The following is a 16,115-nucleotide window of genomic DNA, read 5'->3' on the forward strand; positions in this document are numbered from 1 at the left end:
TGCTGGAACACGACGCGGCCGACGTGCGCGAGGCAGTCGCCGTCACGGGTGCGCACGCGCGTGCTCGGGGAGTCGATGGGCAGGTCGGCCACGGGGCAGGGCTCGGGGAGCCGCGGGCCTCCCCGACCGCGGCTGACGTCCCGGTGCGTCGCGTCGCACGTTGTGCACTGCGGCAGCCACCGGGGGCCCCGCAAGGGGGTCTGCTCCTGCCGCAGGCCGGAACACGACGGACTCCGGTCCCCCTTGTCGCAAGATCCACGTCCGCCGCCCCGGCCGCGTTGTCCGAGCCCTGTCCTAGAGTTCCCGTCACTTGATCACTGCGGGTGCGGGAGGCACACATGGGGTGGGTGTCGGCTGGCGGCTACGAAGTAGCCCTCGATGACGGCAAGGTGGTGTGCCGTAACGCTGCCGGGCGGCGGTTGAAGTCCGTGCCGCCCAAGATCGCCGACGATCCGGCCGTGGTGGGCCTGCGTCAGCTCGTCGAGTGGCTGGAGCGGCACGAACGTCAGTGCCTGGCCGACGTGGAGCGGTGGATGGTGCGTTCGCTGCCGGTGCCGTTCGCCGTGCTCGTGGGCGCCTGGCCCGACCCGGCCTGGCAGGCCGCCCTGCGCGACCTGGTCGTCACCGGGGCCGACGGCGAGGTCGCCGGGTTCCTTCGCGACGCCGACCCCGAGCGCGGTCTCGGTCTCGTCGACCTCGACGGCGACTCGGTACGCATCGCCCCCGACCTCGTACGCCTGCCGCACCCGGTACTCCTCGAGGACCTGGAGGAGTTGCGGGAGTTCGCCGTCGAGCTCGGCGTCGAACAGCGCGCTCAGCAACTGTTCCGCGAGGTGTGGCACCGGCCCGTCGCGGGCGACGCCGAGGCCACAGCCGTCGAGGAGTACGCAGGGGGCGCCTATAAGGAACTGCGGTTCCTGCACGGCAGGGCGGCCCAGCTCGGCTACCGCGTGCGCGGCGGCCATGCCGTCTGCTCCGTGGTGGAGGAGGGCCGCGGTGTCGAGGCCCGGGTGTGGATCGGCGACTACGACGGTTACGAGGAGACGGAAACCGGTCCGCTGGTGTTCACCGACCCCGCCGGACGGGTGCTGAAGCTCGGTCAGGTCGGGCCGGTGGCCTGGTCGGAGGGCATGCGCATGGCAGCCGCGCTGTACGCAGGGCGCGACATCGAGGACGAGGAGCAGGCGGCATGACGATGTACGACGAGACCCTTGCCGCGGCCCTGCTCGACGCGGGTGCCGTCCTGCCCCCGGCCACCACGGACCGCGAGGACGCCGACGTACTGACCGTCCGCACCTACACCCACCCCGCGCTGGACGAGCGGAAGGTCGTCCGTCTCGTACCGGGGATGCTGGGTGAGGCCGAGGACCTTGCCCTGGACTTCCTGGGACTTGTCCGGCAGCCGCAGACCCCCGAGGTCGGACAGGTGCGCCGGGAGACGCTCGGCTTTCCCGCCTGGGCGCTGGTCAACGACCCGGCGAACGGGCACCACGCGCTGGCGCTGGTCAAGGACGTCGAACGGCTCGCGCGGCAGGCCAAGTCGCGCCCCGGCACGGCCAAGGAGGGCTTCGAGGAGCTCGGCGACCGGCTGGGCCGGGCCGTTCCGCACTTTCTGCCCACCTTCTACGAGCAGGCCGCCCGCATCTTCCTGCAGCACGAGAACACCACCTACGCGGCTGCCTTCTTCGGCAAGGCACGCGAGGCCGAGCGGGTGCACGCGCTGGCCGTGGACGAGGAGCGGCAGCGAGCGGTGTTCCTGGAGTTCGCCTTCGCCGGAGCGCTGACGGTCAAAGCGCTCAAGGAGTATGTGAAGGCCCTGGGGACACGGCTGAGCCCCGCCGCGGCCTGGGCCCAGTTCCGGCAGCTCACCGTGGAACGCTGCGCGGCCGGCATGCCGCCGTACGCCTCGCTGCCGCAGGACGCCCGCGGATTGATCAAGGCCGCGGGGCTGGACCGCGTCACCGAGGAGTGCGCCCTGGTCGCCGACCTCCTCGCCTCGCCCGCGGCGGTCCGCGCCCCCGCGTCGTTCTGGAACACCTACCGGGCGACCCTGTCCGTCCTGGCCGAGGAGCAACCCGCCGTACGGCTCCGGCTGCTGGAGATCATGCCAGCGGGCCTTGGCCGCTCCACCGAGGACGACGAGTTCTGGCTGGCGCTGCTCGCGGAGACCGGCGCCGACCAACTGCTGACCGGCGAGGCCGGGGCGGTGGCGGAGGATGTCGACGCGGCGGACTGGCTCAGCCGCTGGGCCGTGCACCGCAAGCACGGCAGCGCGGTGAGCGGCCGTTCGCCGGCCACGCTCGCGCTCGTCGAACGGATGGCACCGCGTCTGCGTGCCCAGGGCCGCCCCGTGGACCTCTTCACGGGGCGCTGGCACGCCGGCGCCGACGTTGATCTGCTGGACCTGTGTGTCGCGCAGGGCGTGCCGCTGACGCTGCCCGGCTCGGACCAGGACGTCTTCCTCCCCTTGAACCAGTGGCTTCAGCAGGCGCCGCCCGGCCGGCGGGATCTGACCGCCACCGCCGCGGATCCGCGCTACCGGCGCCTGTTGTACGGCGCCCTGAGCACCCTGGGCGGCCACCGTCCCGGCGACGAGCTGCTGAAGAGCGTGGCCGGTCACCCCGTGCTCGCCGACGTGTTGCGCGAGTGGCTGGAGGACGCCGCGGGCGAGCTGACCTCCGCGGCCGGCCTGCCCGGCGCGCGCACCGCGCTGGAGCGGATACGCCCGTTCCGTCCGATCGCCGCAGAAGTCAGCCCGGCCGCCGTCGCGCAGGTCGCCGCCCACGAGGTCGCGCCGCTCCTCGGCCGCACCCTGCGGGCCGGCCTCCTCGACGAACTGGGCTGGCCCGCCCTCGACGAGGCGCTGCGGCGGCTCGACGCCGAGACCCGACGCGACCGCGACGACACTCTTGCCGTCCAGGAGGCCTGGCCGGCGCTGATCCTCTCCCGCAGGCACAAGGCGATCGTCGTCGGCCCGCAGGAGATCCTGCTGGAGCACGACCTGCGCCTGCCCGTGGAGCCGGACCAGTGGCAGCGTCCGTCGTTCCGGTACGCCGACGGCGAGTTGCTGGTGATGTGGCGCCAGGACACCAAGCAGTTCGGCTACTGGTCGGCCCGGCCCACCGAGGTGTTCCCGCTGACCGGCGAGCAGCTTCCCCGCTGGTACGGCGCCGGCGACGCCGGTGAACCCTCGATCCCGATGCCCGGCGGCGGCCGCGCCACGGGTGGGCGCGCGCTGCACGCCGGCGACACCGTCGTGCCGCCCGGCCGACGCGTCCTGGGCGACGGCACCTCGTACTGGCGCGAGGGCAGGCAGGGCCGGCAGCAGGTGTGGCTCGAGTACGACCCGGCCACCGGCACACACGGGCGGGCCTCGCTTCCCGCGTTCCTGCGAACCGGCATCCGCGAGGGCGCGACCCTGCTGCAACGGCACTGCACGGTGCTGCCACTGCAGCCCGGTCTCGAGGACAGCCCGTTGGGCACGGACGGTACGGTCCTCGGCCACTGGGTCCGCACCGAGGGCGAGGGCGCCGATGCCCGCACGAGCGCCGGCACACCGGACGGACGGACCGTCTGCCTCCCGACCGCACAGGGCCGGGTACCGGGCGTTCCGCTCGGCGCGCTGCGGCTGCCCGGAGGCGCCGAGCCCGTCGTCGTCGCCCTGCACAGGCAGGTCGCCCTGTACGTGGACGACGACACCTCGGGCGCGGTCGAGACGGGCCGGGTGACGCCGCTCGGGCAAGGCGGCGAGTTCGCCGCCGGCACGCGGCTCGTCCCGCCGGTCGACTTCTGGCACGCGCTGCGTCCGCGTGACGAGGAGGCGTCGGTGCTCCTGCGCGCGCTGAGTGACGAGCAGGCGGGTGAGCTGCTGCGCGCCGGGGCCGAGGCGCTGGCGGAGCGCACGGCGACGGTGGCGGCTGCCGGAGGGCCGTCGGCCGTGCGTTCCGCCCCGGCGACGACCGGGAGCAGCGCCACCGCGGCCACCGCCACCGACAAGCCCGTCGTTGCGTCCGCTGACGAGTACCTCCGCAAGGCCGTCTCCCGCTGCCTGCCCGCCCTCACCGAGCCGCACCTGCTCACCGGCATCGCCACCCTCGTGCGGGCGGTGCTGCGGCTCGCCGAGTCGGCCGCCGCCTTCGTGGCACCTCCGGTGGAACGGCCGCAGGCGGACCGGAGACGCATCGAGGGCATGTTCGCCGACCGCAGTCCCGAGCACGGCGACGACCAGACGCTGCGCGAGGCGACCGCCGGCCTCGCGCACCAGCAGGGCTGGTGGGGTGGAGGGCAGCGCTGGACCACGCTGCGACAGATCCTGTCCGTGAACCACGTACTGTCCGGGAAACCGGCCGACGGCAGGCCGTTGCCCGAACGTTCCCGCCTCATCGCCGACGGTTGGCAGAGCGACGACTTCACCATCCCGGGCATCGGTGCGGTGTGGCCCTCCGTGCTGGACGTACTGCGGCCGCTCGCCTACCGCGCGGCCTCCCCGGTGGTGTCCGCGGCGCACCGTGAGGCGTTGCTCCTGCTGTTCGAGGCGATCACGGCCGGGCCGCTGGCCGCGCCGGACGGCGCGCTGCGCGAGGTGGTACTGAGCGAGCCCCACGACAAGCAGGAGCGCGTCGGTCAGGTGCTGCGGCGCGACGGCCGTACCGTCGTCGTCCTCGGCTGCCAGAACGTCGACCGGCAGAGCGGGCGCGTGCACTGGCTGGCACTGGACCACGATCCGGCCGCCCTGTTCGGCGCGGTCGGGCACTTCACGCTGGAGAAGGAGACCGCGCACCCGTCGGTGTTCCCCGCAGACGCGCTCACCGCCGTCACCCGGCTGATCAGGGACAAGGGAGCCGCGCCCTGGCCGGCCGAGGCGCCCGACGCCCTCGCGAACGCCACGGGCGGGGGGCTGGGTCCTCTCCAGGCCACCCTGCTGCTCGCGGGCACACCCTCGGAGATCTCCACCGAGGTCCTTGCCACGATCGGCCTGAAACCGCGTCAGAGGGACTTGGGGAACGGTCTGCTGGGCTCCCTGCGGTTCGACGACAGGACGGCGCTCGTCGGCGCCCTGCTGCCGGACAACCCCGGCGACCTGTGGACGTCGGGTCCGGACACGGCGGCCGCCGGCCGGGTGTGGGCAGAGCGGCTCGGCGGGCTCGTCCGGCTGCCCGAGGACATCGTGGCCGACCTGGACCTCGCAGGCGTGCCCGCCGGCTCGGCCGAGGACGTGCTCAACCCGCAGCGCACGCCGTGGATCAGCCGCACCACGGTCCTACGCCCCGACAAGGACGGCAATCTCGTCCCCGACGACGCCGAAGCCCTGCCGGGACGGTACGAGCTGACGCGTGCCGTGAACACGCTGGCCTCACTCGCCTACCGTCTGCCCCATGGGCACCCCCTGCGCGCCGCCCTGCCCGAGGGCCTTGCAGCGCTGCGCCGCCGCGTCGCCGACCCGGGGCTGCTGCTCGACCTCGACGTCAGCTGGACGGACAAGGGTGGGCACACCGCACCCCTGCTCCGTACGGCGTTCGGGTTGCCCGCGGCCGGGGGCGCCGACGCGGACGGCCTGACCCGTCTGGGCGAGGCGCTGGTCCTGCGCCCCTGGTACGGCGGCGCAGAAGCCGTCCTGGTCCGTCCCGCGGGACTCACCGGCCCTGATGACTCCGTGTTCGGTCTCGTCGAAGGGCTCGTCGGAGCAGGAGGCGGCGACGGTCTGAGGGCTCTGCGAACGATCCTCGACGAGGAACTCGTCCGCGCGCTCACGGCCGGAACCGGTCCCGAAGAGACACCCGCCGCGCACGCCCAGGACCCCACCGTCAGCGTGCCCGAGCTGGTTCGTGAGGTCGCCGACGCCCACGGCCTGGGGGAGGACGCGGCGGCGCTCTACCTCCAGCTGCTGGCCCTGCCCGATCCCACGGACCGCAACTGCGGCCGCTGGACCGGCTGGAAGCCCGCCCGGATGAAGAAGGCCCGTGCCGAGCTTGCGGCCACCGGCCTGGTCGTCGAGGCCAAGCGGCCGCGCGCCGGGCGCTCCCTCTTCCTGCCCTGCGGCTGGCTCGACCTCAAGGCCCCCGCCCTGCCGGTGGAGATCTGGAAGGAGGGCCTCTACCCCGTGCGGACCCGCTCCCGTGCGGTGCCGCTGGTCCCGGTGCCGGAGCTGTTCGCCCGTGCGGCGGCCCGCCTCCGCGCCGGTGACACCCCGGCCTACGAGGAACTCACCACCCGCGCGACCCGCAAGGGCCGCCGCCGATGACAACCGTCCCTCCGCAACGGGAAGACCACGCGCCGATGACCACCACCCTGTCCCCCGACCTCACCCGCCAGATCGTCCCGCCAGAGGACCGGCACGCCGTCGAACTGGCCTTTCTCGCCGCCTACGACGACGGGCCGCGTCCGCCCGCCTGGCAGCTCACCCCGCGCTCGGTCGTCACGTTCGTCATGGGCAGCGACGGCCGGACCCTGAAACTGCCCGACGATGCCGCAGTACCGGACGGGGTGCCGCGCCGCCTCTCGGTCGAAGGCAAGTTCGTCGGCGACCGGGCCCTGGTCGAACGGTGCGTGGTGACCCTCGCCGGTGAGCGCGGTCTGCTCCTCGTCGGCGAGCCCGGCACCGCCAAGTCCATGCTGTCCGAGCTGCTGTCCGCCGCCGTGTGCGGCACCAGCGGCCTGGTCGTGCAGGGCACGGCGGGCACGACGGAGGATCAGCTCAAGTACGGCTGGAACTACGCCCTGTTGCTGGCCCAGGGACCCAGCCGGCAGGCGCTGGTGCCCTCGCCGGTGCTGACCGCCATGCGCCGGGGCGCCATCGCCCGCATCGAGGAGGTCACCCGCTGTCTGCCCGAAGTGCAGGACGCCCTGGTGTCGTTGCTCTCCGAGCGGCGCGTCGCGGTACCCGAGCTGGCGGGCACCGAAGACGCCCTGGCGCACGCGGCGCCGGGCTTCAGCCTCATCGCCACCGCCAACCTCCGTGACAAGGGCGTCTCGGAAATGTCAGCGGCTCTCAAACGCCGCTTCAACTTCGAGACGGTCGGTCCCATCGCGGACCTCGACGCCGAGACCGCTCTGGTGCGCAGTCAGGCACGGGCGTCCGTCGAGCGGGCCGGGGCACCCTTCCAGGTCGACGACGCCGTCCTGGAGGCCCTCGTCACCGCTTTCCGTGACCTGCGTGAGGGCCGGTCGGCGGAAGGCTGGGAGGTGGAGCGGCCCTCAACGGTGATGAGCACCGCGGAGGCCGTTTCGGTCGCGGGGGCGCTGGCTCTCGCGGCGGCGTACTTCCCCGGGGACCGTGACGTGCTGGGCCTCCTGCCGGGGCATCTGCTGGGTGTCGTGCGCAAGGACGACCCCGCCGACGCGGCCCGGCTGCGCGGCTATTGGGACGGCCCCGTCCGGCGCCGCGCCGAACAGGGCGCCGCTACCTGGCGCACCCTGTGGGACCTGCGCACGGTCCTGGAGGGCTGACAGCCGTGTCCCCCTCCCCAGGCGTCCTGCCCGGCGCCCCCGACGAGGCGCTCGCCGCCCTCACCGACCCGGCGGCGCCCTACCTCATCGGCATACGGCACCATGCGCCCTCCCTGGCCGCCGCCGTGCCCGTGCTGCTGGACGAGGCGAAACCGGACGTACTGCTGGTCGAGCTGCCGGCCGAGATGCAGCAGTGGCTGCCGTGGCTCGGCCACGAACAGACCAGGGCCCCGATCGCGCTCGCCGCCGCCCCCGATCACGGGGGTGGTGGCCCGGGCCCGGCCTTCTATCCGTTCGCCGACTTCTCGCCCGAACTGGCCGCTGTGCGCTGGGCCGCCCGGCACGACGTCCCGGTGATCGCCTGCGACCTGCCGCTCTCCGAACGGGCCTGGGACGAGGGGCGGCCTGGCACGGTGCCCGGCGGCGGCCACGGGCCCACCACCGCATTGCGGGCCCGGCTTTCGGGCCGTCCCGGGGACGACCTCTGGGATCGGCTCGTCGAAGCCACCGCCCCGGGCTCCCCACCGGAGGCCCTGCGCCGGGCTGCCCTGCTCACCGGGTGGGTTCTGCGCAGGGACGCGGCCGCTTCGGACGGGGTGCCGGAGCTGGATCTGCGGCGCGAGCAGTGGATGCGGGCCCACCTGGCCAGGACCACCGCGCGAGGGCAGCGGGCCGCCGCGGTGGTCGGGGCGTTCCACGCCCCGGCACTGCTGTGCCCGGACACCGTCGACCCTGCGGCAGCGGCCGAGCAGGCCGCGTCAAAGACGCTCACCGGGCCTTGCGGGACCGACACACGCCGCCCCCTGTGGACGACGTCCCTCATCCCCTACACCTATGCACTCCTGGACGAGCGGTCCGGCTATCCGGCGGGCATCCGGGACCCCGAGTGGCAGGACATGGTGCTCCGGGCGGCGGGGGATCCGGCCGCGCTGGAGGAGGCGTTGACGCGGGCGGCCGTGCGGGTGTGCGCGCAGCTGCGTGACTTCGGCCATCCGTCCGGGCCCGCCGAGGCACGGGAGATCACCCGCCTCGCCTCCGACCTCGCCCGCCTGCGCGGGTTGCCCGCGGCAGGCCGCGGTGAGCTGGTCGAAGCCGTGCAGACGGTGCTCACGCAGGGCGAACCGTACGGCCGTGGGCGGGCGGTGGCACGGGCCATGGAGCGGGTCCTCGTCGGCACCCGCAGCGGACGCCCCGCCCCAAACGCGCCGCGCAGCGGTCTCGCCCCCGCGGTCGAGGCCGAGGTGTCGGCGCTGGGCCTGCCCGGACCCGAGGCGACCGGTCCCGGTACGGCCCGCGACCTGCGCCTGGACCCGCTGCGGTCGGACCTCGACCGGCGCCGTCAACTGCTGCTGTGCCGGCTGACGGTGTGCGGCGTGCCCTACGGGGAGGCCAAGGAAGTCGTCGGCGCGGGCGGCGGCGAGGCACTCACCTCGCGGTGGGAGGTGCGCTGGACGCCCGCGACGGCGGCCATGCTGACGGCGGCCGGCGTACGCGGGGTCACGCCCGCGCAGGCGGCGGAGGGGCTGCTGCGGGAGCGGCGGCGTGCGGAACTCGACGCGGGCGGACCGACGTCGGCGCAGGTCCTGGACGAGCTCGCGCAGGCGGCGGAGTGTGGTCTGCCCGCTCTCACGGACGAGCGCATCGAGGACGCGGCCCAGGTGCTGCCCGTGGCAGGCACCCTGCCCGAACTGCTGGCAGGACTGACACTGTTGGACCGGCTGCGGAGCGGTCACGTCCCAGGGCTCGACGCCGACGCGGACCGCACCTCCCGGGTCGCCGCCGTGGCGGAGCAGCTCACCTCGGCGGCAGTGCGCCAGGTGGACGGCCTCACCGGGTCCGAAGACCCCATGGACGCCCACGCCCTGCTCGAACTCGCCCACCGCGCCGATCAGCTGGGCGGGATCCGGCTGACCGACGCCCTCACCCGCCTGGCCGCCGACGGCTCCCCTCTGATGCGTGGCGCCGCCGGAGCCGTGCGCGTCCTGCTCGGGCAGGAGGACGCGCGAGTCTTCGGCGACCGGGTGGCCTCCTGGATCGACGCGGCCACCGACCCTGACTCCCGCTCGGCGCTCACCGCCCGGCTCAGCGGGCTGCTGGCTGCCGCCGCGCCGCTGCTGGAGGCGGCCGCGCCCGCCCTGGAGCCCCTGCTCACCCGCGTCTCGGAACTGCCGGACCGGGAGTTCCTCGAGCGGCTTCCCGCGCTGCGCGGCGGATTCGACACGCTGAGCCCCGCAGCCCGCGACCGCCTCCTCGCGGCCGTCGAGGAACGCCTCGACGCCCCGCGCCTCGCCGACACCCACGGTGTCGACCCGGCCGCGCTCGCCGCCTGGACCCGGGCGGACCTCACGGCCCGCGAAAGCCTGCGGTCACTCGGTCTGCTGCCCGCGCCGGGAGGCGGCGCCCCCGAAGCGCCCACCACCAGCACCTCCCTGACGTCCGACGCCTCCCCCACCACCGGTTCGTCCGCGACGTCGGGCGCCTCGTCGACCCCCGCCTCATCCCCGACGTCCGGTGTCTCCCCCGACATCGGGGACCACTTCCTGGCCCCCGCCGACCGCTGGCGCCTGATCCTGGGCCGTCGCACGGACCGGCTTCCACCGTCCGCGGCCCCCTTGGCGACCGCGCTCGACGAGCTGTACGGCTCCGGACAGGGAGAGGGCAGCCGGGGAGACCTCGGTGGGGCAGGCGGCGGCCGGGAGGTGCCCTATCCCGGCGTGCGAGAGTGGTCGCAGGAACTGGCGGCACTGTTCGGACCGGGCATCCGCGAAGAAGTCCTGGCGGCCGCCGCCGCATCGGGGCGCAAGGACGTCCTCGGCGAGCTGGACCCGGACAGCGTGCGGCCCTCGGTCGACCTGCTGCGCACCGTACTGCGGCACGCGGGCGGGCTGCCCGAGGCCCGGCTCGCCGCACTGCGCCCGCTCGTGCGGCGACTGGTCGACGCACTGACCCGCCGACTCTCCACCCGTCTGCGCCCCGCCCTGCACGGCACAGCCCTGCCGCGCCCCGGCCGGCGACCCGGGGGCGGCCTGGACCTGGCCCGCACCCTGCGCGCGAACCTGGCGACCGCACTGCGCGGCCCCGACGGCACCGTCCAGGTCGTCCCGGAACGGCCGGTCTTCCGTACGCGCGCACGACGGGCCGCCGACTGGCGGCTGATCCTGGTCACCGACGTGTCGGGATCCATGGAGGCATCCACCGTCTGGGCCGCGCTGACCGCCTCGGTGCTGGCCGGGGTACCGACCCTGTCCACGCACTTCCTCGCCTTCTCCACCGACGTCATCGACCTGACCGGGCACGTCGACGACCCGCTGTCCCTGCTGCTGGAAGTCAGTGTCGGCGGCGGCACCCACATCGCGGCCGCACTGCGGCACGCGCGCGAACTGGTCACCGTGCCCGCACGCACCCTCGTCGTGGTCGTGAGCGACTTCGAAGAGGGCTACCCGCTGGGCGGGCTCCTCGCCGAGGTCCGCGCACTGGTCGGGGCCGGCTGTCATGTTCTGGGCTGCGCGAGCCTCGACGACACCGGCCGACCTCGCTACTCCACGGGCGTCGCGGGGCAGCTTGTCGCTGCCGGTATGCCCGTCGCCGCCCTCAGTCCGCTCGAACTCGCCCGCTGGGTAGGGGAGAAGATCGCATGAGCCCGGACCTGCCTCCGGTCACCCCGTCCGTCACCGCCGAACTGGTCGAGGCCCTGTCACCCCGACTTCGCAAACGGCTCGACGCGGGCGTGGCCAAGCTCGCTGCACGCCCGGCCGTCCAGGACGGCGACATCGTACGCATCGCCGTCGACGACGACACCGACCTCGAAATGCACGCCCCCGGCGGGGTGGTGACGAGCACGGACGCGATCCGCTGCGGATGCCTGCTGGCACCCGACTGCCTGCACCGCGCCGCCGCGGCCTGCGCGGCACCAATCGCCGACCGGGCTCCGGCCGCAGACGCCGTGACGGAATCCGTCCCGAACGACAAGGACGCCCCGGGCCAAGCGGAAGCGGCCGCCGACACCGCGACCACCGAACAGCGCACCGCCGCACGGGCGTTGTACGCCGCCGCAGCCATCGTGCTGGATGCGGGCACGGACGGTGCCGGCGCCCTGCTCCAGGCGGAGATGCTGCGAGCCGCACACACCGCGCGGCTGGCGGGCCTCCCCCGGGCCTGTGCCGCGGCGGTCTCCGTGGTCACCGCAGTGCGCGCGGCCCGCTCCGCCGACCCCGCGTACCGTCTCGCCGACCTCGTCGGCGCCCACCGTGACGTCCTGGGCATCGCCCACCGCCTGCCGCACGCCACGGGAGCGGACCTTGCCCGACTGCGCGGCACTGCACGGCAGCCGTACCGCCCGGACGGCTCGCTGCGCCTGTACGGGCTCTTCTCCGAACCCGTCCTCACAGCGACCGGATACGCCGGTGCGGTCACCTGGACCGCGGACAGCGAGGGCCGCCTCCAAACGGTCTCCGACGTGGCACCGGGCGGCCCCGGACGGGCGACGGGGGCCGCCGACCGGGCCGTCAGGATCGGCGACACCGCCCTGACACACCGTGAACTGTCCCGCGCGGGCCTCGCCGTCTCCGGCGCCACCATCTCCCCGACGGGCCGACTCGGCGCGGGGGCCGGAGTACGGGCGGTGCGCGCATCCGGGGTCACGTGGCACGACGAGCCGCTGGCCCGGCTGTGGGCCGTGCCGGTCGCCCAGCAGATCGCCCGGGCCCTCGACGGAGGCCACGACCTGCTGTTCCTCGACGTGACACTCACGGGCACGGCACGCGGGACGACAGGCGACTGTCTCCTGGCCGACTGCGACGGCCTGACCCTCCGGCTCACGACGGCCCACGACAGCCCCGCTCTCCCCTACCGCGACAACCTCCGACTCCTCGCGGCAGCCCGTGGCAGCCGGCTGCGGATCATCGCCCGCCTGGCGCCGGGGCCGCTCCCCCGCGCCCTGCTGCTCGCCACCCAGCACCCCTGCGATCCAACCTCCCGGACAGACCTCGGTCTGGACCGCCTCCAGCACGCGGACCTGCCCGCACGGACGACACCACCCCTGCCCGCCGTCACGCCCACCGTGGACGAAGCCCCGCTGTATCTGCTGCGCCGCCGCGTGCACCAGGCCGTCTCCGGAGGCCGCCGCGTTCTGGCCTTCCCCGGGAGCGGATCGGGCGACAGCGCCCGCCTGCGCCGGCTCGGCCTCACCACTGCGGGTGACCTCCTCGACGACCTTCATGGCGCGGCTGCGGACCGCTGCCGCGACGCCTTCGGCCGCCTGCTCCCGGCAGACACGGACCGCTTCGCACGCACATGGCTGGCCGCCGCCGTCTACACCGACGAGGTGGAACGGTCGCTCTGCGCCGCCGCGTGGACAGCGAGCGGACAGCCGGCACCGGCGCTCCGGTAGGTCGCGGTACGGAGCCCAAGGGGCGGCCGGCGTCGGAGGTTCGGCCCGGCATCCCGTGCGGGCATCAGCGGTTGTGCCGGGACAGGCTGTGGACGAGGACGGACAACGCCACCACCATCACCGTCACGTGCAGCCATCCGGGAGCGGCCGCGGCATCCGCGGCCGCCGTCGTCATCAGGACCATCATGTCCTCCAGTCAGTCGATCTCAACGGCGGCGCCGGCCCGCCCTCCAGGACGCGCCGACCCCGGCGACGTGGAGCGCCAGGAGCGTCAGGCCGAGGAGCATCACATTCGTGGCGGAGAAGATGTCGTTCGTGTCGATCTCCGCGGCATTGATGAGGAACGCGATGAGGAACAACACCGCGGCAGCCATACCCAGCATCGGACAGCTCCTTCTCGCTCGTGGTCGCTCACGGCTCGTCTGCCCCCGTATTCCGCCGCCAGACCCCACGCCGACCGTCGGCCGACGGGCGGGCAGGTCCGAGACGTCCGGGCAGCCCGCGGCCCGGGAGGGAGCCGGTCCGTCCCCTGGACCCTGGTGCCGACGCATCGGCCCGCGGTCGCAGGCGGTCTTCGCGACCGGCTTCGTTCCCCATGCCACGGATCTTCGGGGCTGCCTCGTCCGGTGAGTGAGCCGGATCGAGTGGGACGAGTCGCAACAGAAGAGCGACTCGTCCCACAGTGTGCGTGAAGCCTCGGTCAGCTGCCGACGTAGGCCGCGAGGTGCTCGCCGGTGAGGGTGGATCGGGCGTCGACGAGGTCGGCGGGTGTGCCCTCGAAGACGATCTCGCCGCCGTCGTGGCCGGCGCCCGGGCCGAGGTCGATGATCCAGTCGGCGTGCGCCATGACCGCCTGGTGGTGCTCGATGACGATGACCGACTTGCCCGAGTCGACGAGCCGGTCGAGCAGGCCGAGCAACTGCTCGACGTCGGCGAGGTGGAGGCCGGTGGTCGGCTCGTCGAGGACGTAGACGCCGCCCTTCTCGGCCATGTGGGTGGCCAGCTTGAGGCGCTGCCGCTCGCCGCCGGACAGCGTGGTGAGCGGCTGGCCGATGGTGAGGTAGCCGAGCCCGACGTCGACGAGCCGCTCGAGGATCTTGTGCGCGGCCGGTGTGTGCGCCTCTCCGGCGCCGAAGAACTCCTCGGCCTCGGTCACCGACATCGCGAGCACCTCGCTGATGTCGCGGCCACCGAGCTGATACTCCAGCACCGACGCCTCGAAGCGCTTCCCCTCGCACTCCTCACAGGTGGTGGCGACGCCTGCCATCATCGCCAGGTCGGTGTAGATGACGCCCGCGCCGTTGCAGGTGGGGCAGGCGCCCGCGGAGTTGGCGCTGAACAGCGCCGGCTTCACACCGTTGACCTTCGCGAACGCCTTGCGGATCGGGTCGAGCAGTCCGGTGTACGTCGCCGGGTTGCTGCGCCGCGAGCCGCGGATCGGGCTCTGGTCGATGGACACCACACCCTCGTCGGCCCCCGGCTGCTGACACAGCGACCCGTGCACGAGCGAGCTCTTGCCGGAGCCGGCGACGCCGGTGACGACGGCAAGCACCCCGAGCGGGATGTCGACATCGACGTTGCGCAGGTTGTTCGCCGTCGCGCCGCGGATCTCCAGCGTGCCGGTGGGTTTGCGCACCGTCTCCTTGAGGGCGGCCCGGTCGTCGAAATGGCGGCCGGTCACGGTGCCGCCGGCCCGCAGACCCTCGACCGTGCCCTCGAAGCAGACGGTGCCGCCCGCTTGACCTGCGCCAGGGCCGAGGTCGACGACATGATCGGCGATCGCGATCGTCTCCGGCTTGTGCTCCACGACGAGCACCGTGTTGCCCTTGTCCCGCAGCCGCAGCAGCAGACCGTTCATCCGCTGGATGTCATGGGGGTGCAGGCCGATGGTGGGCTCGTCGAAGACGTAGGTGACGTCGGTGAGCGAGGAGCCGAGGTGTCGGATCATCTTGACGCGCTGCGCCTCGCCACCCGACAGCGTGCCCGAGGGCCTCTCGAGCGAGAGGTAGCCGAGGCCGATCTCCACGAACGAGTCGAGGGTCTGCTGCAGCGCGGTGAGCAGCGGCGCCACCGACGGCTCGTCGAGGGCGCGGACCCACTCGGCCAGGTCGCTGATCTGCATCGCGCAGGCGTCGGCGATGCTGATCCCCCTGATCTTCGACGACCTGGCCGCCTCGCTGAGCCGGGTGCCCTCGCACTCGGGGCAGGTGGTGAAGGTGACGGCCCGCTCCACGAACGCCCGGATGTGCGGCTGCATCGCCTCCTTGTCCTTGGACAGGAACGACTTCTGGATCTTGGGGATCAGCCCCTCATAGGTGAGGTTGACGCCCTCGACCTTCACCTTGGTCGGCTCCCGGTAGAGGAAGTCCTGCATCTCCTTCTTGGTGTACCTGCGGATCGGCTTGTCCGGATCGAGGAAACCCGACTCGGCGTAGAGCCGCACGGTCCAGAAGCTGTCCGACTTCCAGCCGGGGATGGTGAACGCGCCCTCGGCGATCGACTTGCTGTCGTCGTAGAGCTGGGTGAGGTCGATGTCGGAGACCGCGCCCCGGCCTTCGCAGCGCGTGCACATGCCGCCTGTGCGGGAGTAGGTCGCCTTCACGGTCTTGGTCTTGGCGGCACCGCGTTCGACGGTGATCCCACCGCTCGCCCGGACGGAAGCGACGTTGAAGGAGTATGCGCTGGGCGATCCGATGTGCGGCGTGCCCAGTCTGCTGAAGAGGATGCGCAGCATCGCATTGGCGTCCGTGACGGTGCCGACCGTGGAGCGGGGATCGGCGCCCATCCGCTGCTGGTCGACGGTGATCACGGTCGTCAGCCCGTCGAGGACGTCGACCTCGGGCCGCGCCAGCGTCGGCATGAAGCCCTGCACGAAGGCGCTGTACGTCTCGTTGATCAGCCGCTGCGACTCCGCCGCGATCGTGCTGAACACCAGCGAGCTCTTGCCGGATCCGGAGACGCCGGTGAACACCGTCAGCCGGCGCTTCGGAATCTCGATGCTGACGTCCTTGAGGTTGTTCTCGCGCGCACCGTGCACGCGGATCAGATCGTGACTGTCGGCAACGTGCGGCGCAGGCGACTGCGTGTCCGTCCTCGTGGCCATGCTCATCGTGTCTCCATCTGTCGGGCGGAGCCGCCTTGGCGGTCTCCGTCGGCGTCGCCTGGCTCGGTCTGACCAGCATCGAGCGTAAACGTCTGGTGGTCCTTCGTCGGCGCAGTCGCGGCAACGGCCGGCTGACCACCTGATTTGCGGTGCAGCCCGGGTGGCGCGTCCGGCCGA

General features: G+C 73.4%; 7 protein-coding genes. 5 read left to right on the top strand and 2 right to left on the bottom strand.

The genetic code is table 11. The features are described 5' to 3' along the window. Positions 1-338 precede the first annotated feature (338 nt). Genes IE198_RS20800 through IE198_RS20820 form a run of 5 tightly spaced genes read left to right on the top strand, consistent with a single transcriptional unit; the run spans position 339 to position 12,835 of the window. The gene (locus IE198_RS20800) at positions 339-1,193 is read left to right on the top strand and encodes a DUF4132 domain-containing protein (RefSeq protein WP_189888778.1); all 855 of its coding nucleotides are present in this window, start codon (positions 339-341) and stop codon (positions 1,191-1,193) included. Beyond that, positions 1,190-6,241, top strand: a complete 5,052-nt coding sequence (locus IE198_RS20805) for a hypothetical protein (protein ID WP_189888780.1) — start codon at positions 1,190-1,192, stop codon at positions 6,239-6,241. Before IE198_RS20800 ends, IE198_RS20805 begins: the two co-directional genes overlap by 4 nt. Positions 6,242-6,276: 35 nt before the next feature. Next, positions 6,277-7,446, top strand: coding sequence for an ATP-binding protein (locus IE198_RS20810; RefSeq protein ID WP_189888782.1), 1,170 nt, complete (start codon positions 6,277-6,279; stop codon positions 7,444-7,446). Between the two features lie 5 nt (positions 7,447-7,451). Further along, the gene (locus IE198_RS20815; protein WP_229834161.1) at positions 7,452-11,084 is read left to right on the top strand and encodes a vWA domain-containing protein; all 3,633 of its coding nucleotides are present in this window, start codon (positions 7,452-7,454) and stop codon (positions 11,082-11,084) included. Further along, positions 11,081-12,835, top strand: coding sequence for a hypothetical protein (locus IE198_RS20820; protein WP_189888784.1), 1,755 nt, complete (start codon positions 11,081-11,083; stop codon positions 12,833-12,835). Before IE198_RS20815 ends, IE198_RS20820 begins: the two co-directional genes overlap by 4 nt. A gap of 206 nt (positions 12,836-13,041) precedes the next feature. Here the strand turns inward: IE198_RS20820 and IE198_RS20825 are convergent, their stop codons facing one another. Together IE198_RS20825 and IE198_RS20830 are read right to left on the bottom strand one after the other, a co-directional pair. Continuing rightward, on the bottom strand, positions 13,042-13,218 hold the full coding sequence (locus tag IE198_RS20825; RefSeq protein ID WP_189888786.1) for a hypothetical protein: 177 nt from the start codon (positions 13,216-13,218) through the stop codon (positions 13,042-13,044). A 317-nt stretch (positions 13,219-13,535) separates the two neighbouring features. Next, entirely contained in the window at positions 13,536-15,944 is a 2,409-nt protein-coding gene (locus IE198_RS20830) for an ATP-binding cassette domain-containing protein (protein WP_189888788.1), read from the bottom strand. Between the last annotated feature and the right edge of the window lie 171 nt (positions 15,945-16,115).

The sequence above is a fragment of the Streptomyces xantholiticus genome (assembly GCF_014651015.1).
Lineage (GTDB): Bacteria > Actinomycetota > Actinomycetes > Streptomycetales > Streptomycetaceae > Streptomyces > Streptomyces xantholiticus.

Coding starts and splice junctions, on each gene's coding strand:
- IE198_RS20805 (WP_189888780.1), top strand. CDS start 1,190: ATGACGATGTACGACGAGACCCTTGCCGCGGCCCTGCTCGACGCGGGT.
- IE198_RS20825 (WP_189888786.1), bottom strand. CDS start 13,218: ATGCTGGGTATGGCTGCCGCGGTGTTGTTCCTCATCGCGTTCCTCATC.
- IE198_RS20800 (WP_189888778.1), top strand. CDS start 339: ATGGGGTGGGTGTCGGCTGGCGGCTACGAAGTAGCCCTCGATGACGGC.
- IE198_RS20830 (WP_189888788.1), bottom strand. CDS start 15,944: ATGAGCATGGCCACGAGGACGGACACGCAGTCGCCTGCGCCGCACGTT.
- IE198_RS20820 (WP_189888784.1), top strand. CDS start 11,081: ATGAGCCCGGACCTGCCTCCGGTCACCCCGTCCGTCACCGCCGAACTG.
- IE198_RS20810 (WP_189888782.1), top strand. CDS start 6,277: ATGACCACCACCCTGTCCCCCGACCTCACCCGCCAGATCGTCCCGCCA.